The following is a 21641-nucleotide window of genomic DNA, read 5'->3' on the forward strand; positions in this document are numbered from 1 at the left end:
TATTATTATAGTAAATTTGGTTTTTAAATTTGATTAAAAAGATAGATTGGCGAGTTATATGAATAACTCGCAAAAAGTTTGTATTTTTAAGCTCGCACCGCCAACTAAAACACCGCCGCAGTTTTTTACATCTAAAATACTCTTTATATTTTCTTTTTTTACGCTTCCACCATAAAGCAAAGGAGCTTTTGTGTTTGTAGATATAAAATCAAGTATATTTTTTATATCGCTTATACTTGGTATTTTACCGCTTCCTATCGCCCAAACTGGCTCATAAGCTATTATTAAATTTGAATAGTTTAAATCAATGCTACTTAGTTGTTTTTCTAAAAATTTTTCGGTTTTTTTATCTTCGTAAATTTCTAAACTTTCGCCTATACAATAAATTATTTTAAATTTATTTTTCATAGCAAAATTAAATTTATCTTTTAATAAACTTTCATCTTCTTTTAGTATTGTGCGTCTTTCTGAATGTCCTATCAAAACCGTATTTATGCCAAATTCATCAAGCTGTTCTTTGCCTATTTCTCCTGTATAAGCACCATTTTCGCAAGGATAAAAATTTTGTGCGCCTTGTGTGAAATGTAAATTTTCATTTTTTAAAAATGATGATGAGGTTGGAAAAACCATTATTTCATCATCTATTTTCGAATTTATTATGATATCATTTAGCTCATTGGCATAGTTATAAAAACTTTCTCTTGTATGATTACATTTGAAATTTGCGGCATATATCAATCTTCATCCTTTTTTCTAAGCGGTTTTACTCCAGGAAGTTCTTTACCTTCTATCAACTCCAAACTCGCTCCACCGCCAGTTGAGATAAATGTTATTTCGTCTGCATTTCCAGAACGCTCTACAACATCAGCTGTATCTCCGCCACCAACGACGGTTGTAGCGTGGCTTTCTGCTATTGCGTGACTTATCCTTAAACTTCCTTTAGCAAATTTATCTATCTCAAATACGCCCATTGGTCCATTCCACCATATAGTTTGGGCATCTTCTAGTGCTTCTCTAAAAAGTACAACACTTGCTGGTCCTATATCAAGCCCCATCCAACCAGATGGAATTTCTTGTGTTGTAACATATTTCATAACTGTATCTTGAGAACAAATTGGTGCTGCTATGGTGTCGATTGGAAGATAAATTTTTACGCCAAGTTCTTTGCCTTTTCTTAATATTTTTAGCGATTCTTCTATCAAATCTTCTTCTAAGAGAGAATTTCCTATATTATAACCTATTGCTTTTAGAAAAGTAAAAGCCATTCCACCGCCTATTATTAGCTTATCGATGCGAGGAAGTAGGTTTGTAAGTGCTTGTAGTTTTCCGCTAACTTTACTTCCGCCAACTACAGCAACAAAAGGACGAGCTGGTTTTTTGATGAGATTTTGTGCAAAAGTTATCTCTTTTATCAGCAAAAATCCTGCAGCCTTGTGCTCATCATCATAAAATTTAGTTATAGCCTCAACGCTACAATGGGCTCTATGACAAACTCCAAATGCATCATTTATAAAAAATTCTCCAAATTTAGAAAGCTCTTTTGCTAAATTTTCATCATTTTTTGTTTCGCCTTTTTCAAAGCGTAAATTTTCAAGAAGAAGAATTTCGCCATCTTTTAAATTTTCAAATTTTTCTTTTGCATCATTTCCTATTATGTCTTTTGCAAAAACGATATCTTTTTTCATAAGAGTTGATAGTCTTTTTGCAACAGGTTCTAGTGAGAATTTTTCTTCATATCCATTTTTGGGTCGCCCTAAATGACTTGCTAAAACTATTTTACAACCTTCATCTAAGCAGTATTTTATAGTTGGCAGAGCTGAGCGAATTCGTCTATCATCTGTGATATTGAAAAACTCATCCATTGGGGTGTTAAAATCACATCTTATAAAAACGCTGCTACCTTTTTTTAATTTTAAATCTTTTATAGAAAGCAAATCTTCCATTATTTATTTCCTTTTTTTGTAGCATAAATTGCCAAATCTATAAGTCTTTGTGAGTATCCCCATTCATTATCATACCAAGCCATCACTTTTAGCATATCTCCATCTATAATTTGTGTTAAATCTTTTGCAAGTATGCTTGAATACGGACAAGTTGTAAAATCGCTTGAAACTCTGTTATCTTTATCAATTAACAAAATTCCTTTCATAGGTCCTTTTGCATACTCTTCAAAAGCTGCATTTACGTCATCTGCTGTAACTTTTTTAGAAAGCAATACGCTTAAATCAACCATAGAAACATTTGGAACTGGCACTCTTAGTGCAAGACCATGCATTTTTCCTTTTAAATTTGGTAAAACTAAGGAGATTGCTTTTGCAGCACCTGTTGTAGTTGGGATGATATTTGTTGCAGCGGCTCTGCTTTTTCTATAATCTTTCCCCTTTACATCTAGTAAATTTTGACTTGCTGTATAAGCGTGAGCTGTCGTCATCAAGCCTTTTACTATTCCAAATTTCTCATCTATAACTTTTGCAATCGGCGCTAAGCAGTTTGTTGTGCAACTTGCATTTGAAATGATTTTTTCATCGGCATATTTTTCCTCATTTACTCCCATTACAAAAGTTGGAGTATCATCTTTTGCAGGTGCTGACATAACAACTAAATTTATCCCATTATCTATATAAACTTGACATTTTTCTTGTGTTAAAAAAGCCCCAGTGCATTCTAAAACCGCATCTACTCCATAGCTTTTAAAATCCAGTTCTTTTGGATCGCGCGTTGAATAAACTTGGATTTTTTTGCCATCAACTGATATTGTGTGATCATCTATAACTTCTACTGATTTATTAAATTCTCTATGGACTGTGTCGTATTGAAGTAAATATCTTGTAATATCTCTAGAAGCGGCTGTATCGTTTATGGCTACAAGTTCGACATCGTCTCTACTTAAAGCTATCCTTGCAGCACATCTGCCAATCCTTCCAAAACCATTTATAGCAATTTTTACTGACATTTTGTTCCTTTTTGGTTATAATAGCGTAAATTTTACAAAAAATAAGGTTAAAAAAGGTTAAATGAATATAGCTTTTTTTGGTGGTAGTTTTGATCCGCCGCATTTTGGACACGACAGCATTGTAAAAATGGCTTTGCAAACGCTTGATATTGATAAGTTTATAATAATGCCAACTTTTATAAGTGCTTTTAAAAATGAGTTTAACGCCCCTCCTAAACTTAGATATGAGTGGGCTAAGAAGCTTTGGGGAAATTTACCAAAAGTTATAATAAGTGATTTTGAGATAAATCAAAATAGACCAGTTCCAACTATACAAAGCGTAAAATATATGTATAAAATTTACGATATAAATACTTTTTATCTCATAATTGGAGCTGATCATTTATCAACTCTAGAAAAATGGCATCATTTTGATGAGTTATGCAAAATGGTAACATTTATAATAGCCTCAAGAGATCACATCGATATACCTAATGAGTTGAAAAAATTTGATATAAATGTTAATATTTCATCTTCACAAATTAGAACAAATCTTGAAGATGATAAAATACCTGAAATTATCAAAGATGAAGTTATTAAATTTTACCAAGGAAAGAGATGAATCAAAGAATAGAAAATATAATCAAAATTTTAGACGAAAAAAAGGCTGAAGAAATTCAGTTTTTTGATATGAGCAAAGATGAGTATTTTGTAGATTATGTAATCATAGCTACAACACTAGGTGCTAAACATTCTTTGGCTCTCATTGATGAGTTAAAAAATAAGTTAAAGCCGCTTAAAGAAGAGTTTTTAAATGTTGAAATTTCAGATGAATGGAGTGTTATAGATCTAGGAGATATGGTAATTCACCTTTTTGATCCAGCTTATAGGGCAAAATACAATATAGAAGAGCTTTTAGAACAGATTAAAGAAATGAAAGAAAAGATTGTTTAAGACTTTCTATAAAGCAATTTTATAAATCCTAAAATCAAAAATACAGTCGCAATTAAAGCATAGCTTTTATCAAAAATAATTAAGAAAAATGCCGTAATTATAAAAATAAATCCTATTAAAATGGAATTTATTGTTTCATTTATAGCTTTTTTAAAATAGCTTAGTTGCTGTTTTGATATGTTTATTTCAAGTTCCCCATAGTTTAGCTTTTGTAGGCTATTTTTTGCGTTGTTTATAGTTTGTGGAATGTCTTCTATCTCATCCATTGCAAACTCAACAAATGTATACTTTTTGTTATAAGCTCTTGGTATATTTTTAACTAAAATTGGCAAAATATCCTTAATACCATTAAAATTTTCTATATAACTTGTTCCAAGACCTTCTATGATAGCACTTACTCTTAAAATATAAATTGCTTCCATTGGAAATTTAAATGGAAATTTCCTAGTGCTTTGCATTACTTCATTTGCCAAATCTTGCATATTTGAACTACTTAAAGCGTTATTGGAAAAGATTTCAAAAATTCTTTCAACAAATTCAGCCAATAAAATATCTGGCGTTTCGTAAGCACTTATCCCAAGTTTTTTTGAAGCTGCTATGTATTTGATATAATCCCCTTCATTTGCTGCTTTTAGCAAAGATATGATGGCAAGTCTTGTATCATTTGGAACCATTTTTACCATACCGTAATCAAGCAATATTATCTCGGAATTTTTATTTATAAGCACATTTCCAGGGTGGGGATCAGCATGAAAATATCCATTTATAAGCATTTGCTCGACATAAAACATAACTAAATCGTTTATAACCTTATTTATATTTATGTTGTGTTTTTTTATATTTTGTATATCATCAAACCTAAAACCTTCTTCGTAACTCATTGTTAGCATATCGTCGTTGCAATATTCTTTATATGCTTTTGGAAATTTAATATTACAATTTTTATAAATTTGTGAAAATTTTTCTAAATTTTTAAGTTCTTCGCTCATACTAATTTCTCTTAATATAGTCGATGAAAATTCAGATATTACCGCTTCTATAGAATGTTTTGTGTAATGAGAAAAGAGTGGAGAAAATATATGGCTTAAAAAATAAATAATCTTAATATCGCAAACTACCATCTTTTTTATGTTATATCTTCTTATTTTTACTGCAACTTTTGTGCCATCTTTAAGATAAGCTTCGTGAACTTGTCCTATGGAGGCTGATGCTATAGGGGTTTTGTTAAATTTAGTAAAAATATCATCTTTATATATTTTTTTAAAATCACTCTCGCTCATTGGAGGAAGCGAATCGTGAATCTTTTTTAACTCTTCTAAATATTTTGGAGAGAAAAAATCACTTCTAGTTGCTAGAACTTGGGCTAGTTTTATAAAACTTGCACCAAGCGAATTTATGTGTGTTGAAATTTGATTTGCTTTTAAGGGTTTAACTAGGAAAAAAGACTTTTTCTTTCTAATTAAAAGAAAAAATGTGAGTAATAAGCGAAAAATTTTCCAAATTCTTAATGGATTATAAAATTTTATCATCTATCTTTTTTTCTAATTTTTCAATGTCATCTTTTGTTGCTAAATTTAAATCTTTTATAATGTCTTTTAAAATATCTTTTAAAATTTGCATATGTCTTTCGTGCTCATCTTCTCCTTTTTCGTATAGACTTTTTAGAAAAGCTTTGCTGTCTTCTTTGCTTAATTTACCTTTTTGTTCCAAAGCATCTAGTTCTTTTTGAATTTTATCTTTTGTTGCTAAAAAGCCGCCAAGCCCTATGTAAAGTATATCTTTTAGCATAATTTGCTCCTAAATTTTAATTTATAATACCGATTATATCATAAAAGCAATAACTAAATTTTTAAAATATAAATACTATGAATTTTAAAAAAATGGCGTTGATATTTGGTTGCAAAAGATGGTAAAAACTTGTTTTTTGTTTTGATAAAATTATAAATTAATAAAAATTTAGTGGATTATTTGCGTTAATCATTTTATCAAAATATTTTAGGTAAAATTTAAGACTAATAATTTTTAAGGATAACAAGTGGCAGATTTTTACAACCCAAAAGATATTGAAGATAAATTTTATAAAATTTGTGAAGAACGCGGATATTTTGAGATAGATGGAAACAAAAGTATTCAAGAAGATGATAAGACATTTTGCATAATGATGCCACCACCAAATGTTACAGGAGTGCTTCATATCGGACACGCATTAACTTTTACGCTTCAAGATATAATAACTCGTTATAAAAGAATGGATGGCTATAAAACGCTCTATCAACCAGGAATGGATCACGCAGGAATCGCAACTCAAAATGTAGTTGAAAAGCGTCTTCTTGCAAAAGGCATTACAAAAGAAGAGCTTGGGCGTGAAAAATTCCTTGATGAAGTGTGGAAATGGAAAGAACAAAGCGGCGGAACTATCTTAAAGCAAATGAGAAAATTAGGTATCACACCAGCTTGGTCAAGACTTCGTTTTACAATGGATGATGGCTTAAAAAGTGCTGTAAAAAAAGCTTTTGTAAATTTATACAACGCTGGACTGATAGTTCGTGGAAATTATATGGTAAATTGGTGCACGCATGATGGTGCATTAAGTGATGTGGAAGTTGAGCATAAAGAAAATGCTGGAAAGCTTTATTATTTAAGATATTATTTAGCAGATGAGAATTTAACAAATTCAGCCAAAGAGAAACAAATTAATAAGGCAAAGTATCGTGCACTAAATTTGGAAAATTCGAGCGAAGAACAAACGAGATGTACTAATGGTGCTTCGCAGTGCAGTTCAAGTGAGAATTTTTCAAAGATGGCGTGCGAGACGAGCCGTTATGTTATAGTTGCTACAACTAGACCTGAAACATTCTTTGGCGACACCGCCATCATGGTAAATCCAAACGATGAGCGTTACAAGCATTTGATAGGCAAAAAGGTGATTTTACCTATCATTAACCGCGAAGTTGAGATAATAGCTGATGATTATGTAGATATGAGCTTTGGAACAGGCGTTGTAAAGGTAACTCCAGCTCATGATCAAAACGACTATGAAGTAGGAAATCGCCACGGCTTAGAATTTATTACTATATTTGATGAAAAAGGAATTTTAAACGATGAATGTGGCGAATTTAAGGGCTTAGAGCGACTTGAAGCAAGAGATAAGGTTGTTGAAAAACTTAGCAGTTTAGGAAATATTGAAAAAATAGAAGATTATACAAATCAAGTTGGGTATTGTTACCGCTGTAAAAATGTCGTTGAGCCTTACATTTCAAAGCAGTGGTTTGTTAAAAGCGATATCGCAAAAGAGGCTATAAAGGCTGTAAATGATGGCAAGGCAGAGTTTTTCCCAAGTCATTGGATAAATAGCTTTAATGCGTGGATGAGAGAGCTAAAAGACTGGTGCATTTCAAGGCAGCTTTGGTGGGGTCATCAAATCCCTGTATTTTACTGCGATGAATGTGGTTATGAGTGGGCTAGCGAAGAAGATATGCCAAAATGTTGTCCAAAATGTGGCAAAAACCACTTTCATCAAGACCCTGATGTGCTTGATACTTGGTTTAGCAGCGGGATTTGGCCGTTTTCAACTCTTGGCTGGGGAAATGGCGAAGCGTATAAAGATGAGAAGTGGTTTGAAAATGATTTAAATGAGTTTTATCCAAACACTATGCTTATAACTGGCTTTGATATACTCTTTTTCTGGGTTGCAAGGATGATGTTTCAAAGCCAAAACGCTTTGGAAAAATTACCATTTAAAGATATCTATTTACACGCTTTAGTTAAAACTGCTGATGGCTCAAAAATGAGTAAAAGTAGCGGAAATGTTATAGATCCGCTTGTTAAAATAGATGAGTATAGTGCTGATATTTTACGCTTTACGCTCGCACTTCTTTGCGTTCAAGGGCGTGATATCAGGCTTAGCGAAGAAAAAATGGTACTAGTTAGAAATTTTACAAACAAACTTTATAACGCTCATAAATATTTACTAATGAATGCTCCTAAATTCCCTGATTTAAATGAGTGTGAGATAAAAACTAAACTTGGTTTGTATTTGCATAGCAGATTTAAAGTTTGTGTAAATGAAGTTCGCACAAATTTAGATACTTATAGATTTAACGATGCTGCAAATACCTTGTATAAATTTTTATGGGATGAGTTTTGCGACTGGGGCATTGAGTTAAGTAAGGCTGAAAAAGAAAGCGTTGTAGAACTTGGAGCGATTTTTAAAGAAGCTATGAAGCTACTTAGCCCATTTATGCCGTTTTTAAGTGAGTATTTATACCACGAACTAAGTGGTTCAAATTTAGAAAATTCTAAGTCTATAATGCTCTCAAACTATCCTAAAATTTCAAAAAATGATGAAGAGATAGAAAAACTTTTTAGTATTTTAATAGAAGCTGTTATTTCAATTCGCCGTGCAAAAGCTGTGATTGATTTAGGAAATTCAAAGATTCCACTTGCTTATGTAAAGTTAAATAGCGATATTGATTTAAATGACGCTATAAAATTTATAAAACTTTTATCAAAATGTGAAGATGTTAAATTTACAGATTCTAAGATAGAAAATTCTATTACTGATGTAAGCGGGAATTTAAGCACATTTGTGCCGCTAAGTGGAGTTGATACAAGCGAGTTTATAAAACGCCTTAACGCTCAAAAAACCAAACTTGAAAAAGAGATTGCAAAGCTAGAAAATATGCTTGGAAACGAAAAATTTATAGCAAACGCTCCAGCTTCAGTTATAGAAACAAATAAAGCAGGTTTGCAAAACGCTAAAACTCAGCTTGAAAAAGTTTTAAGTGAGCTTTCAAATTTTGCTTAATTATTTATAGTTACCAAAAGTTACACAATTTAATATAATTCTAGATGGTTTTTAGTGTCAAATAAGTCTAAAAAGCTATCTAGAATTTATAAAACTAATGCAATTTATATCCTAAAATCGCATAATTTGTATAAAGTATCTTATAACAATTTCAATTAAATTTAATATGATTTTTATTATCAATTAATTATTTACTTGTTTATTTATGCAATCTATAATAAAAATACAAAATAAAATTTAAAGGAGAAAATATGTCTAAGTTACAAGAAAATTATGGTTTGTTTATAGATGGAGAGTTTGTAAAAGCTGAAAATTCAGCTACAATCGACACTTACAATCCTGCAAACGGTAAAAAAATAGCAAGCATTGCAGATGCAAGTAAAGATGATGTAGATAAAGCTTACAAGGCAGCTAGAAAAGCATTTGATAAATTTAGACATAGCACAGTAACTGAGCGAAGCAAAATACTAAATAAAATAGCTGAAATTATAGATGAGAATGCTAAATTTTTAGCAGAAGTTGAAAGTATGGAAAATGGAAAACCTATACGAGAAACGCTAAATGTTGATATACCTTATGCTGCGGAGCATTTTAGGTATTTTGCTGGTGTTATACAAGGCGAAGAGGGAAGTTCAAATGTTTTGGATGAAAAACAGCTTTCTATAGTTTTAAGAGAGCCAATTGGCGTGGTCGGTCAGATAGTTCCGTGGAATTTTCCATTTTTAATGGCTGCTTGGAAGTTGGCTCCTGTTATAGCCGCTGGAGATACAAGCGTGTTTAAACCATCATCTGAGACAAGTTTGAGTGTTTTAGAGTTAATGAGGCTTATAAAAGATGTTTTGCCAAAAGGTGTTGTAAATGTTGTTACTGGAAAAGGCTCAAAAGCAGGAGAGTATCTAAAAAATCATCCAGGTTTAGATAAACTTGCATTTACTGGTTCAACCGAGATAGGTAGAGATATAGCTTTAGCGGCTGCAGAAAAACTTATACCAGCTACACTTGAACTTGGCGGCAAAAGTGCAAATATCATATATGCTGATGCAAGCTGGGAAAAAGCACTTGATGGTGTGCAGATGGGAATTTTGTTTAATCAAGGTCAGGTTTGTTGTGCGGGAAGTAGAATTTTTGTAGAAGAAGCAATTTATGATAAATTTGTAGATGCTTTGGTTGAAAAATTTAAAGCTATAAAAGTTGGAGATCCACTAGATCCAAATACTCAAATGGGCTCACAGATAAATGAAAATCAAGCTAAAAAAATTTTAGATTATGTTGAGATTGGTAAAAAAGAAGGTGCAACTGTAGCAGTTGGCGGAAAAAACGCAAATTGCGGCAAAAGCTTTGTGGAGCCAACTTTACTAACAAATGTAACAAATGATATGAGAGTTGCAAGAGAGGAGATTTTTGGTCCTGTTGGCGTTGTGATTAAATTTAAAAACTATGATGAGCTTATAAAAATGGTAAATGATAGTGAGTATGGTTTAGGTGGCGGTGTGTTTACAAACGATATCACAAAAGCACTAAATACCGCAAGAGCTATGGAAACTGGTCGTGTTTGGGTAAATTGTTACAATCAAATTCCAGCTGGTTCTCCATTTGGCGGATATAAAAACTCAGGCATTGGAAGAGAAACTCATAAAGTCATTTTAGAGCACTATACTCAAATGAAAAATATTATGATAGATTTAACAGGAAAAATAAGCGGATTTTATTAAGATTATCGCCACTTTTTGTGGCGATATGTTATTTTACGCCAACGATTATATTTGTAGCTTTTATCATAGCTGTAACGCTGTCGCCTTGTTTTAAATTTAAGCTTTGAGTGGATTCTTTTGTTATGACTGATGAAATTTCTAAGCCATCTGAATTTATTGTGATTTTAGACATTACATCGCCTAGTTCGATATCTTTTACTTTTCCAGTTATTTGATTTGTTGCACTAAATTTCAAAGAGTTATCTTTTGAAATGATTACATTTATTGCCTTAAATATAAAATAAGCCTCTTTTCCAACTTTTAAGTCTAGATTTTTTTCAGATTCAACCGTAACTGTTGCCTTGAAAACTTTACCGCAAGATGATTTTGCACTTATGAGAGAATTAACACTTCCTGTTTTTATCTCGGTAATTTGTGTTTTGATTTGATTTCTTGCACCTATTTTCATTTTTACTCCTTATTTAAATTTAAGTTTATTATATCATTTATATTATTTTAAAACAAACTTAGCTAACATAAAATTATCAAATAAAAAGGTATCGTTTGAGACAAAAATTAAAAAATATTTATGATAAAATATATAAAACCGCAAATCTTGTATATGACGAAGATTTGATGCATTTTTCGGCAAGTCTTAGCTTTCATACGCTTCTTTCTATCATACCTGTTTTGCTTATCTCTTTTAGTATTTTTACACAACTTCCAAGTTTTGATGAGTATTATATAAAGATAAAAAATTTTGTTTTTTCTTCGCTTTTACCAACTCATCAAGATACGGTTTCAACCTATGTAGAGCAGTTTTTAAAAAACTCTTCAAGTCTTGGTTTTATTGGATTTGGTGCGATAATTTTTACATCTATTATGTTTTTTAGTGATTATGAGTATATTATAAATAAAATAACAGGTGCAAAAAGTAGAGGATTTTGGAGAAATGTTAGTTCGTATTGGACGCTTATAACCTTAGCTCCACTTGGACTTGGGGCTTCTTTTTTTCTATCAAATAAAATACAAAGTATTTTAGACTCAAACTATCTAACTGATTGGATAAACATACTTGCTATACTTCCATATATAATCATTTGGGCGATATTTTGCGTTACTTATACTATATCAATAAACAAAAAAATAGATATAAAAAACATAATCATAGCTTCATTTTTAGCCAGTCTTGCTTGGGATATATCTAAGATAGGTTTTGTTGCATATGCGGTTTATAATAAAACTTATCTTAGCATATATGGGTCATTTTCTGTGCTTTTGTTTTTCTTTGTGTGGATATATCTTTCGTGGATAATATTTTTATATGGCGTTAGAATTTGCAAGATTTTAGATGATTTAGATAAGAGTAAAAAATGGCAAAATTCCGAACAAAACGACAAAAACAGCGACGAATTTGTATCTAATGGCGATTAATGAGAGTAAATTTAGGGCATAAAATTGCCAAGATTGTATTTTTACCATAGTGTATTCAAGCCTGATAGAAGAAAAATTTATTAAAACAAAATCTAAAAAATCCCCATAACCACATAAATGAGCAAATACACTTAATGGATAAAAAACTCCAAAAATTGCAGTTAGCGGCACTACGAAGAGTTGCTGAAAGCTTAGTAGTGGAAAAAAGTATAATACCGGTATAACCATAGCTAAAAATGTCCATATGTTTAGAAATATCAAATTTATCCAAAGTGGAAATTTATGATAAAAGTGATTTATGTAAAGATATATGTAAAAAACTCCAAGCATAGAAAAATAAAAGCCGATTGAAAAAATTAACGATGGAAATATGCAAATAGCTATCATAGCTGTTAGAAATAGTGTTTGAAAATTAAAGATTTTTAAATTTCTACTTATAAAATAAAAGCCTATTAACCCCATTAAAACAGATCTAAAAAATGACGGCACAAAATTAATTAAATAAAGATAAAAACAAAGCAGTGTAAAAACTGCTATGCTTATGTCAAATTTGGAATTTCTATATGGAAAATGCCTATTTTGAAAAAATTTATAAATTGGTAAAAATATTATAAATGAAAAAGAAAATATTATGCCAGCGTGGTATCCACTTATGGCAACAAGATGCGAAATTCCCCAAAAATACACATCTTCTCTTAATTCTTTGCTAATAGGTGTTGCTAAAAATAGTGCTGAGTAAAATTCACCCATTTTTTCATTACTATGTTGTGATTTAATTAAATTTGAGAGTTTTGTTGAGATATTATTTGATACGCTAGTGATTTTTCTTGCAAAACTTGGTGCGTAAAACGTGCCTTTTAAATAGTCTTTAAATTTGATATTTTTTGTATAAAATCCAAAATGTAGCATATCATTTGATTTTATAGTGCTGTTTTTATTTATAGTTGTGTAAATTTTGCCATAATCTGTTTTAATCTTTAAAACTCTATAAGTTCTATTTTTGTTATTTGTTTTTAAGTATGAGGCTAAAATTTGACCATTTGTAAAAATTTTATCTTTGGATTTTAAATTTATAAACTCAGTATAACTAAAAGTAACATTTGCTATAAAAATAAATATGCAAACAAATGAAAAAATGGCTATTTCTCTTCTTTTTTGAAAAAGAGAAATAGTACTCAAAACTACTCTTCAAAAGTTGAAATTTCGCTAGGTCCCATGTAGTTTTTATCGACAAATCTTGAGTATTCTTTGTGAAATATCACATTTACTCTACCTGTTGGACCATTTCTGTTTTTGCCTACGATTATTTCAGCATCTTCTTCTAATTTGTTTGGTATGAAATTTCTTTGATATTCTTTACCTTCAAGCTTGGCTTTTTTCTCTCTTTCTTTTTCTTCTTTTTCAAGATAAATTTCTTCTCTATAAACAAATAAGATTAAGTCAGCATCTTGCTCTATAGCACCACTTTCTCTTAAATCGCTAAGCATTGGCGTTTTATCATTTCTTGCTTCTAAGCTTCTGTTTAGTTGTGAAAGTGCGATTATTGGCATATCAAGTTCTCTTGCTAGTAGTTTTAATCCTCTTGAAATTTCAGCAACCTGTAAATGTCTTTCGTTAAATGAGCTAGAACTTGTCATAAGTCCTATGTAGTCTATAACGCATAAAGAAATTTCGCCATGGGCTGCTTTTAGTTTGCGAAGTTGAGAGCGAACTTGATGGATATTTACATATCCGCCATCGTGAATAAAGATTTTCTTTTCGCTAAGAGCTTGTGATGCATCGCTAATCCTACTCCACTGATCATCGTTTAGTTTTGCACTTAAAAGATCTTGCAATGGTATAGAGGTTTTTGAACTCATCATTCTAAGCATTACCTGCATTGCATCCATTTCAAGTGAAAACATAACGACCCCACCACCATTATATGCAACATTTAACATTAAATTTAAAACAAGAGTTGTTTTACCCATACCAGGACGACCTGCTATTATGATAAGTTCGCCCTTTTTAAAGCCTTTTGTCATCTCGTTTAATTCTCTAAAACCTGTATCTATGCCAACTATATCTCTATCATCTTTGTCTTTTTGCTCTCTTAAATAACTTGCAACTTCTGAGACTATTTCAGGACTTTCTTTTATCCTGGCGTCTTTATTTTCATCAACTAACTCATATAAATCTTTACTAATATTATCAACCATATCAAGAGAATTTATATCTTCGCTAACTTTTTGTGGTATTTTGTGTGCAAGTTTTACTAATGAGCGTTTTATTGATTTATCTTTTAGCTCTTTTGCATATGGTTTTATATCAATTATGCTATTTGTTGCTAAAATTTCTACTAAAGTTTGTTCATCATAGTCATTTCCTAGTTTTTTCTTAAGAAAAGAAGTATCTATCGGTAAGTTTTCATTCATACAAATTATCATAGATTTAAACACATCGCTATGACTTTTTAGATAAAAATCCCCTGGTTTTATAATGTCATAAACCTCTGAAAACATATCGTTATTATATATTATACTTTTTAAAATAGCTCTTTCCATACTTATGTCAAAGAGATTTGAGTTTATTATTTCATTTGCCATTTCTTATCTTTATCTCATCGTTTAATTCATCTAAAAATTTATCAAGAATTTTATCTTGTGGCATTTTTGCTACTATTTCACCATGTCTTATCACAAGTCCGCCATCTTTTCCAAAAGCTATCGCTACATCGGCTCCTTTTGCTTCACCAAGTGCATTTACAACACATCCCATCACTGAGACATTTAAAGGTTCTTTTATGTGTGCTGTTTTTTCTTCTACCATTTTTACAACACTTACTAAATCGCTTTGCAAACGCCCACAAGTTGGACAAGAGATTATATTTATACCGCTTTGTTGCCTGCCACTATCTTGAAGTATAGCTTTTGCTACTTTTATCTCCTCTTCAAGTTCGCCAGTTATAGAAACACGCATTGTATCCCCGATACCTTCCATTAAAAGTGAGCCAAGAGCCATAGCACTTTTTATGGTTGCGTGAAATTTGGTTCCAGCTTCTGTTACACCAAGATGGAATGGATAATCTACAAGCGGTCTTAATTTTCTATAAGCTGCGACTGTTTGAACTGTGTCTGAGCTTTTTAATGATATTGCAATATCATTAAAATCAAAATCTTCTAATAACTTTATGTTATATAGTCCAGATTCTATCATAGCCTCAACATTTCTTCCGTATTTTTCTTCAAACTGCTTTTCTAAAGAGCCCCAATTTACGCCTATTCTTATAGGTATTTTTCTTTCTTTGCACGCATCAACTACGGCTTTTATTCTCTCTTTTCCGCCTATATTTCCAGGATTTATACGCACAGCATCCACAAAAGGAGCAACCTCTAACGCAAGGCGGTAGTTAAAGTGTATATCAGAAACTATAGGCAATGGACTTTGTTTTTTTATCTCTTTAAGTGCTTTTGCGTCTTCGTGATCTAACACAGCACAACGCACTATGTTTGCTCCTGCGAAGTATAGTCTATTTATCTGCTCAAGTGTAGCAGCGATATCTTTTGTCTTTGAAAATGTCATAGACTGCACAGAAATAGGAGCATCTCCACCAACTGCAACATCTCCAACAAATATTTTTTTTGTTTTATATCTTTGCATAAATTTATAAGCTTTCTTTGTAAAAATTAAGAAATATTGTATAAAAAATCGGTTAAATTTAAGCTTTATAAGTTTATATTATAGTAATATATAAATTTGAAAATTTTTTTTATATTGACAAATTTATTTAAGTCAATGAAATAAATAATTGTATTAACAAAGTTTATTTTGTATTAGATAGATAATTCACAATCACTTAACAACTTTTTTATACAATTACATCAAATATATTTTAAGGAGAGCAAAATGAAAAAAGTTTTATTTACTAGTTTGGTTTTAGCTACAATGCTATTTGGTGCAGATTTGAGTGATAAAATGGGAAGCGAGATAATCTCAGGTATCAATAGCTCTGATACATCAAGCTTAGCTGACGCTGCTTTTGAGATAAGAAAAAGAGCAAATAATAACTATAATGAAATTTCAAAAATGTGTCAAAGTTTTCATAATATTATGAAAGCCGAGATGATGAGTAAAAATCCTGCTGACAGACAAGCTTTTAGAGATGATTTTCATAAAAAATTAAGTGAGCGTATAAATACACTTAGTTCATCTCAAAAGGCGGATTTTGATTTTGCTATTTGTAAAAAATATATTTCAAATGCAGGTATGTCAAAAGGCGGATGTGGTATGATGAATGGTTCAGGTATGGGCAAAGGTATGAAAAATGGCAGCGGCATGAGTAAAGATATGATGGATAATCACATGCAGCATAATCACTAATGAGTAAAATTTTAATAATAGAAGATGAGCTTATGCTTCAAGATATGATGAGTTCGTATCTTGAAGCAAATGGTTATGAGATAACAACTGTTGCAAATTATGATAATGGCTTAAGCTTGGCTTATGAAAAGAGTTTTGATTTGTGGATATTTGATGTCAAAATAATAGGTGGGAGTGGTTTTAATCTTTTAGAAGAGCTTAGAAAAAATGGCAAAAACACGCCTTGTATTTTTACAACTTCTTTAAATACAATAGAAGATTTAAATATCGGTTTTAAGGTTGGTTGTGATGATTATATAAAAAAGCCTTTTGAACTCAAAGAACTACTTTTAAGGGTGCAAAATTTACTAAAAAGAGAGTTTTTTCATAATTCAAATAAAGTTTTAAATTTAGGTAATGAACTAAGTTATGATATATCATCAAAAACGCTTTTTAATGGCAAAAAAGATGCCGGACTTAGCAAAAAAGAAAATGAACTTTTAGCACTTTTTTTAAAAAATCAAAACAAAATTCTTTCAAGAGAACAAATTTACGAAGCTTTGTGGGATTATGATGAGATTCCAAGTGAGATGAGTTTGAGAGTTTATATAAGAAATTTACGCAAAATTTTAGGAGATGAAAAGATAATTTCAAAATCAAAAATAGGCTATATTTATGTCTCATAAAAAACATTTTTTGCCTATTTTTTTGCTTTATATGATTACAAGCACTGCGTTTTTATCTATATTTTGTATTTTTTTATATAAATTTTACTACTCAGAAATAATCAAAGAAGCAAATTTAGAACTAAGAAATCACACAAATGAGATTTTTAGTGCCATTAGAATGGATTTAAATTTAAATGATATTTTAGAGACTTTAAAAGAGCATGAAATAAATGCAAATATACATGATAACATTGAAAATAACTTTATATTAAAAGAATTTGATATTCCTAATTTGCAAGATGATAATTTACAAAATGAAAAGTATAAAATATATTTTTTAGACGATGTTACTTATATGAAAACCGAGTTTTTTTATAGATTAAGGCCCATGCCTATGCATAACCCAAAATCATTTACTATAACTTTAAAAACTCAGAAATATGCTAAGCTTATGTCATTATTTATCATAAAACTTGGCATTGGTTTTTTGTGTATGTTTTTCATTTTTCTGCTTATTTCGTATTTTATCATCAAACTATCATTTAAGCCGCTTTTGCTTCATATAGAAAAACTTAATTCATTTATAAAAGATACAACGCACGAGATAAACACGCCGCTTTGTGTGATATTAATGAGTATAGAGATGTTTCAAACAGATCCTAAAAAATATCTTAATAATATCAAAATAGCTTCGAAAACACTTTCAAATTTATATAATTATCTTGTTTTTTTAACATTAAAATCGCCAAAAAATGAACCAAAAGAGTTAAATTTAAAAGAAATTATAAAAAATCGCATAGATTATTTTGAAGTTATGGCAGAGCAAAACTCTCTAAAAATAGAACAAAATTTAAAAGAAGTTTTACTTAAAACGGATGAAAATAAATTTAAAATGATATTTGATAATATATTAAACAATGCTATAAAATATGCTAGTAAAGATAGTATAATCAGTGTAAATTTGGATAACAATGGTTTTAGTATAACAAATTTTGGCGAAGAGATAAGCAAGGAAAATTTAGAAAAAATTTATGATAAATTTACAAGATTTAATCAAAATCGTGGTGGCTTTGGAATAGGGCTAAGCTTGGTTAAAAAATTTGCAGATGAGTTAAATTTTATCGTAAGATGTGAAAGCTCAAATAAAATCACTACTTTTAGTGTTAAATTTGCTTAATTCAATTTATTTAAAGCAAATTTTAGATACAATCTTTTTTCTTTACAAATTTTTTAAAGGATTAGTATGCCAAAAATGAAATCTATTCGTGGTGCTGCTAAGCGTTTTAAAGTTGGTAAAAACAAGATAAAAAGAGGCTCAGCTTTTAGAAGTCATATCTTGACCAAAATGTCTCAAAAACGCAAAAGGAACTTAAGAGCTCCTGGTTATGTTGATTCTACAAATGTAACCGCAGTTAAAAAAATGCTTTGCAAAGCATAATTAAGGTTTTGATTTAAATCATTCAAACTCCCCTTTAAAAAGGGAAAGACCCATTGGGCGCCATTTTGTGAAAGGAAATAAACATGGCAAGAGTAAAAACAGGCGTAGTTAGAAGAAGACGCCATAAAAAAGTTTTAAAACTAGCAAGAGGTTTTTATAGTGCAAGACACAAACATTTTAGAAAAGCAAAAGAGCAATTAGAAAGAAGTTTGTGTTATGCTTATAGAGATAGAAGAGCAAAAAAACGCGATTTTAGAAGATTGTGGATAGTTAGAATAAATGCAGCTTGCAGACTAAATGATATTAGTTATTCTAAATTTATGAATGGACTTAGAAAATCAGGCATACAACTTGATAGAAAAATTTTAGCAGATATGGCTATGAATGATGCAGCTGCATTTAGTGCAGTTGTAAAACAAGCTAAGGCTGCTCTTTAAGCTTAGGCGAGAGCTCTCTCGCCTTTTTTCATTAATCTTTATTTTACTTAAAAATTTATCTATTATAGAAAATTAAATTTTATTGATTTATCTCAACACAAATTACAATATTATTTTGTATAATGTAGTCGTATAATATTTTAAAGGAGCTTTGATGGATAGACGTAGCTTTATAAAGAGTGCGGCTAGTGCGGCGGCTTGCAGTAGTGCTGGGATAGCAATTCCTAGTTCTGTTTTGGCTGATGCAAATAGTGCCGAAAATGGCTGGCGTTGGGATAAATCGGTATGCCGTTTTTGTGGAACTGGATGTGGCATAATGGTTGCTACAAAAGATGGCAAAATAGTTGCAGTAAAAGGCGATCCTGCTGCACCGGTTAATCGCGGGCTAAACTGCATAAAAGGTTATTTTAATGCTAAGATTATGTATGGAGCCGATAGACTTCAAAACCCACTTTTAAGAGTAAATTCAAATGATGAGTTTGATAAAAATGGTAAATTTAAAGAAGTTAGTTGGAAAAGAGCTTTTGATGAGATGGAAAAGCAGTTTAAAAAAGCTTATAATGAGCTTGGTCCAACTGGCATTGGTGTTTTTGGAAGTGGTCAATACACAATCCAAGAAGGATATGCGGCTGCAAAACTGATAAAAGGTGGATTTAGAAGTAACAACATTGATCCAAATGCGAGACATTGTATGGCAAGTGCTGTTGTTGGTTTTATGCAAACATTTGGTATTGATGAGCCAAGCGGCTGTTATGACGATATAGAACTAACCGATACTATCGTAACTTGGGGCGCAAATATGGCTGAAATGCATCCGATTTTATGGAGTAGAGTAAGTGATAGAAAACTAAGCAATCCGCAAAAAGTAAAAGTTGTAAATTTATCTACATTTTCAACAAGAACTTCAAATTTAGCCGATATCGAAATCATTTTTAGACCTCAAACAGATCTTGCTATTTGGAACTACATAGCAAGAGAGATAGTTTATAACTATCCTGAAATGATAGATAAAAATTTCATTGATAAACATTGCGTATTTACAACAGGACCTGTAAATATTGGCTATGGTATGAGAAAAGATATAAAATATGCTAAATATCAGCCAAGTGAACTTGACACTACTGCTAAACAAAAATCAAAAATTTTAAGCGATGCCGAGGGCGTAACTTTAGCTTATCTTGGTATGAAAAGTGGCGATGAAATGGAAAACTCAAATGCCACAAAAGCTGGCAATCATTGGCAAATAAGTTTTGATGAGTTTAAAAAAGCACTTGAACCTTATACGCTTGATTTTGTTGCAAATTTAGCAAAAGGCGATGCAAATGAAGATATAGAGCAGTTTAAAGGTAAGCTAAAATCTCTTGCAGATCTTTATATAGAGCAAAATAGAAAAGTTGTAAGCTTTTGGACAATGGGCTTTAATCAACACACAAGAGGAACTTGGGTAAATGAACAAAGCTATATGGTGCATTTTTTACTTGGCAAACAAGCAAAACCGGGAAATGGTGCATTTTCTTTAACAGGACAACCAAGTGCGTGTGGAACCGCTAGAGAGGTTGGTACTTTTTCACACAGACTTCCTGCTGATATGGTTGTTGCTAATCCAAAACACAGAGAGATAACAGAGAAAATTTGGAAACTTCCAGCTGGTACAATAAATCCAAAAAATGGTTCACATTTTATGCAAATTATGCGTGATTTAGAAGACGGAAAGATTAAATTTGCATGGGTGCAAGTAAATAATCCTTGGCAAAATACCGCAAATGCAAATCACTGGATAAAAGCAGCTAGGGAAATGGATAATTTTATAGTTGTAAGTGATGCATATCCCGGAATTTCTGCAAAAGTAGCAGATTTGATACTTCCAAGTGCTATGATATATGAAAAATGGGGTGCTTATGGGAATGCTGAGCGTAGAACACAGCACTGGAAACAACAAGTAATTCCAGTTGGAAATGCAATGAGCGATACTTGGCAGATGTTAGAGTTTTCTAAGCGTTTTAAACTAAAAGAAGTTTGGGGCGAAAAAAAGATAGATGATAAACTAACTTTACCTAATGTTTTATCAGAGGCCATTTCTATGGGTTATAAAGAAGATGATACTCTTTTTGATGTGCTTTTTGCTAATGATGAGGCCAAAAAATTCCCTATAAATGATATTATAATGGAAGGTTTTGACAATACTGAAGTTAAAGGCGATGATAGAAAAGTTGTAGGAAGCGATGATAAAGAATTTGAGGGATATGGATTTTTTGTGCAAAAATATCTTTGGGAAGAGTATCGTAAATTTGGTATAGGCCATGGTCATGATTTAGCGGATTTTGATACATATCATAAAGTTAGAGGTCTAAGATGGCCTGTTGTAAATGGCAAAGAAACGCAGTGGAGATTTAATACAAAATACGATCCTTATGCTAAACTTTCGGCTCCTAATGATGAATTTGCATTTTATGGTAATGCAAAAGCAAGTTTGCCAAATGGCGATTTAAGAGGCGTAACAAGTGGCGAGCAGAAATTTCCTTTAGCAAATAAAGCTAAAATTTTCTTCCGTCCTTATATGGATCCACCAGAAACTCCAAATAATGAATATCCATTTTGGTTAAGCACGGGCAGGGTTTTAGAGCATTGGCATAGTGGAACTATGACTATGAGAGTTCCAGAGCTTTATAGAGCTGTTCCAGAGGCACTTTGTTATATGAATGAGCTTGATGGCTCAAAACTAGGGGTTTCTCAAAATGATGTAGTTTGGATTGAGTCTCGTCGTGGAAAAGTTAAAGCAAAAGTTGATTTTAGAGGTAGAAATAAGCCCCCAGTCGGTCTTGTATATGTGCCTTGGTTTGATGAAAAAGTGTATATAAATAAAGTTTGTTTAGATGCAACCTGTCCTCTTTCAAACCAAACTGACTTTAAAAAATGTGCAGTAAAAATTTATAAAGCGTAAA

Annotated in this window: 20 protein-coding genes; 11 read left to right on the top strand and 9 right to left on the bottom strand. The window is 31.2% G+C overall.

Annotated features, from left to right (window positions below; all coding sequences use genetic code 11):
- Positions 1-54 precede the first annotated feature (54 nt).
- From CSPT_RS02480 to gap, 3 genes are read right to left on the bottom strand one after another with little or no spacing between them, the layout of a single operon-like run.
- Positions 55-738 (bottom strand): triose-phosphate isomerase, encoded by a 684-nt coding sequence (locus CSPT_RS02480; protein WP_089182147.1) that lies wholly within the window; start codon positions 736-738, stop codon positions 55-57.
- Positions 735-1943 (bottom strand): phosphoglycerate kinase, encoded by a 1209-nt coding sequence (locus CSPT_RS02485; protein ID WP_089182148.1) that lies wholly within the window; start codon positions 1941-1943, stop codon positions 735-737. Before CSPT_RS02485 ends, CSPT_RS02480 begins: the two co-directional genes overlap by 4 nt.
- The gene (gene gap, locus CSPT_RS02490) at positions 1943-2953 is read right to left on the bottom strand and encodes a type I glyceraldehyde-3-phosphate dehydrogenase (RefSeq protein ID WP_089182149.1); all 1011 of its coding nucleotides are present in this window, start codon (positions 2951-2953) and stop codon (positions 1943-1945) included. Before gap ends, CSPT_RS02485 begins: the two co-directional genes overlap by 1 nt.
- Before the next feature lie 61 nt (positions 2954-3014).
- Between gap and nadD the strand changes: the two genes are divergently transcribed.
- Complete coding sequence (nadD, locus tag CSPT_RS02495; RefSeq protein WP_089182150.1) at positions 3015-3554, top strand: nicotinate (nicotinamide) nucleotide adenylyltransferase; 540 nt, start codon at positions 3015-3017, stop codon at positions 3552-3554.
- Positions 3551-3886 (top strand): ribosome silencing factor, encoded by a 336-nt coding sequence (rsfS, locus tag CSPT_RS02500; RefSeq protein ID WP_089182151.1) that lies wholly within the window; start codon positions 3551-3553, stop codon positions 3884-3886. Before nadD ends, rsfS begins: the two co-directional genes overlap by 4 nt.
- Here the strand turns inward: rsfS and CSPT_RS02505 are convergent.
- Both CSPT_RS02505 and CSPT_RS02510 read right to left on the bottom strand, forming a co-directional pair.
- Positions 3883-5415 (bottom strand): ABC1 kinase family protein, encoded by a 1533-nt coding sequence (locus CSPT_RS02505; RefSeq protein ID WP_089182152.1) that lies wholly within the window; start codon positions 5413-5415, stop codon positions 3883-3885. The two genes, rsfS and CSPT_RS02505, sit on opposite strands and share 4 nt — an antisense overlap.
- Entirely contained in the window at positions 5399-5674 is a 276-nt protein-coding gene (locus tag CSPT_RS02510) for a phasin family protein (RefSeq protein WP_089182153.1), read from the bottom strand. The genes CSPT_RS02505 and CSPT_RS02510 overlap by 17 nt, the downstream gene beginning before the upstream one ends.
- 247 nt (positions 5675-5921) lie before the next feature.
- Between CSPT_RS02510 and CSPT_RS02515 the strand changes: the two genes are divergently transcribed.
- Complete coding sequence (locus tag CSPT_RS02515; protein ID WP_089182154.1) at positions 5922-8693, top strand: valine--tRNA ligase; 2772 nt, start codon at positions 5922-5924, stop codon at positions 8691-8693.
- A 251-nt stretch (positions 8694-8944) separates the two neighbouring features.
- A complete protein-coding gene (locus tag CSPT_RS02520; RefSeq protein ID WP_089182155.1) occupies positions 8945-10405 on the top strand; it encodes an aldehyde dehydrogenase family protein in 1461 nt (486 codons plus the stop codon).
- A gap of 28 nt (positions 10406-10433) precedes the next feature.
- Here CSPT_RS02520 and CSPT_RS02525 read toward each other — a convergent pair whose 3' ends face one another.
- Positions 10434-10853, bottom strand: a complete 420-nt coding sequence (locus tag CSPT_RS02525; protein ID WP_089182156.1) for a TOBE domain-containing protein — start codon at positions 10851-10853, stop codon at positions 10434-10436.
- Between the two features lie 95 nt (positions 10854-10948).
- Between CSPT_RS02525 and CSPT_RS02530 the strand changes: the two genes are divergently transcribed.
- On the top strand, positions 10949-11818 hold the full coding sequence (locus CSPT_RS02530; protein ID WP_374188417.1) for a YihY/virulence factor BrkB family protein: 870 nt from the start codon (positions 10949-10951) through the stop codon (positions 11816-11818).
- Here CSPT_RS02530 and CSPT_RS02535 read toward each other — a convergent pair.
- From CSPT_RS02535 to ispG, 3 genes are read right to left on the bottom strand one after another with little or no spacing between them, the layout of a single operon-like run.
- Complete coding sequence (locus CSPT_RS02535; protein ID WP_089182157.1) at positions 11741-12997, bottom strand: ComEC/Rec2 family competence protein; 1257 nt, start codon at positions 12995-12997, stop codon at positions 11741-11743. The genes CSPT_RS02530 and CSPT_RS02535 overlap by 78 nt on opposite strands.
- Positions 12998-12999: 2 nt before the next feature.
- Positions 13000-14388 carry a replicative DNA helicase gene (locus tag CSPT_RS02540; RefSeq protein WP_374188430.1) on the bottom strand — a complete coding sequence of 463 codons (1389 nt, stop codon included), beginning with the start codon at positions 14386-14388 and terminating at the stop codon, positions 13000-13002.
- 4 nt (positions 14389-14392) lie between these two features.
- Entirely contained in the window at positions 14393-15457 is a 1065-nt protein-coding gene (ispG, locus tag CSPT_RS02545; RefSeq protein WP_089182159.1) for a flavodoxin-dependent (E)-4-hydroxy-3-methylbut-2-enyl-diphosphate synthase, read from the bottom strand.
- A gap of 246 nt (positions 15458-15703) precedes the next feature.
- Between ispG and CSPT_RS02550 the strand changes: the two genes are divergently transcribed.
- The 6 genes from CSPT_RS02550 to napA all read left to right on the top strand — a co-directional run bounded on the left by CSPT_RS02550 (position 15704) and on the right by napA (position 21640).
- The gene (locus tag CSPT_RS02550; protein WP_089182160.1) at positions 15704-16177 is read left to right on the top strand and encodes a DUF1104 domain-containing protein; all 474 of its coding nucleotides are present in this window, start codon (positions 15704-15706) and stop codon (positions 16175-16177) included.
- The gene (locus CSPT_RS02555; RefSeq protein ID WP_089182161.1) at positions 16177-16842 is read left to right on the top strand and encodes a response regulator transcription factor; all 666 of its coding nucleotides are present in this window, start codon (positions 16177-16179) and stop codon (positions 16840-16842) included. Before CSPT_RS02550 ends, CSPT_RS02555 begins: the two co-directional genes overlap by 1 nt.
- Positions 16832-18001 (top strand): sensor histidine kinase, encoded by a 1170-nt coding sequence (locus tag CSPT_RS02560; RefSeq protein ID WP_089182162.1) that lies wholly within the window; start codon positions 16832-16834, stop codon positions 17999-18001. Before CSPT_RS02555 ends, CSPT_RS02560 begins: the two co-directional genes overlap by 11 nt.
- A gap of 66 nt (positions 18002-18067) precedes the next feature.
- The gene (rpmI, locus tag CSPT_RS02565; protein ID WP_089182163.1) at positions 18068-18262 is read left to right on the top strand and encodes a 50S ribosomal protein L35; all 195 of its coding nucleotides are present in this window, start codon (positions 18068-18070) and stop codon (positions 18260-18262) included.
- An 83-nt stretch (positions 18263-18345) separates the two neighbouring features.
- Complete coding sequence (gene rplT, locus CSPT_RS02570; protein ID WP_089182164.1) at positions 18346-18699, top strand: 50S ribosomal protein L20; 354 nt, start codon at positions 18346-18348, stop codon at positions 18697-18699.
- Between the two features lie 154 nt (positions 18700-18853).
- On the top strand, positions 18854-21640 hold the full coding sequence (gene napA / locus CSPT_RS02575) for a nitrate reductase catalytic subunit NapA (RefSeq protein ID WP_089182165.1): 2787 nt from the start codon (positions 18854-18856) through the stop codon (positions 21638-21640).
- The last annotated feature ends 1 nt before the right edge of the window (position 21641 follow it).

Source organism: Campylobacter sputorum subsp. sputorum (assembly GCF_008245005.1).
Classification (GTDB): domain Bacteria; phylum Campylobacterota; class Campylobacteria; order Campylobacterales; family Campylobacteraceae; genus Campylobacter_F; species Campylobacter_F sputorum.

Excerpts from the sequence above, each read along its gene's own strand:
- gap (WP_089182149.1), bottom strand. The coding sequence starts at position 2,953 with ATGTCAGTAAAAATTGCTATAAATGGTTTTGGAAGGATTGGCAGATGT.
- nadD (WP_089182150.1), top strand. The coding sequence starts at position 3,015 with ATGAATATAGCTTTTTTTGGTGGTAGTTTTGATCCGCCGCATTTTGGA.
- CSPT_RS02485 (WP_089182148.1), bottom strand. The coding sequence starts at position 1,943 with ATGGAAGATTTGCTTTCTATAAAAGATTTAAAATTAAAAAAAGGTAGC.
- CSPT_RS02550 (WP_089182160.1), top strand. The coding sequence starts at position 15,704 with ATGAAAAAAGTTTTATTTACTAGTTTGGTTTTAGCTACAATGCTATTT.
- CSPT_RS02520 (WP_089182155.1), top strand. The coding sequence starts at position 8,945 with ATGTCTAAGTTACAAGAAAATTATGGTTTGTTTATAGATGGAGAGTTT.
- rpmI (WP_089182163.1), top strand. The coding sequence starts at position 18,068 with ATGCCAAAAATGAAATCTATTCGTGGTGCTGCTAAGCGTTTTAAAGTT.
- CSPT_RS02510 (WP_089182153.1), bottom strand. The coding sequence starts at position 5,674 with ATGCTAAAAGATATACTTTACATAGGGCTTGGCGGCTTTTTAGCAACA.
- ispG (WP_089182159.1), bottom strand. The coding sequence starts at position 15,457 with ATGCAAAGATATAAAACAAAAAAAATATTTGTTGGAGATGTTGCAGTT.
- CSPT_RS02525 (WP_089182156.1), bottom strand. The coding sequence starts at position 10,853 with ATGAAAATAGGTGCAAGAAATCAAATCAAAACACAAATTACCGAGATA.
- CSPT_RS02505 (WP_089182152.1), bottom strand. The coding sequence starts at position 5,415 with ATGATAAAATTTTATAATCCATTAAGAATTTGGAAAATTTTTCGCTTA.
- CSPT_RS02555 (WP_089182161.1), top strand. The coding sequence starts at position 16,177 with ATGAGTAAAATTTTAATAATAGAAGATGAGCTTATGCTTCAAGATATG.
- CSPT_RS02560 (WP_089182162.1), top strand. The coding sequence starts at position 16,832 with ATGTCTCATAAAAAACATTTTTTGCCTATTTTTTTGCTTTATATGATT.
- rplT (WP_089182164.1), top strand. The coding sequence starts at position 18,346 with ATGGCAAGAGTAAAAACAGGCGTAGTTAGAAGAAGACGCCATAAAAAA.
- napA (WP_089182165.1), top strand. The coding sequence starts at position 18,854 with ATGGATAGACGTAGCTTTATAAAGAGTGCGGCTAGTGCGGCGGCTTGC.
- rsfS (WP_089182151.1), top strand. The coding sequence starts at position 3,551 with ATGAATCAAAGAATAGAAAATATAATCAAAATTTTAGACGAAAAAAAG.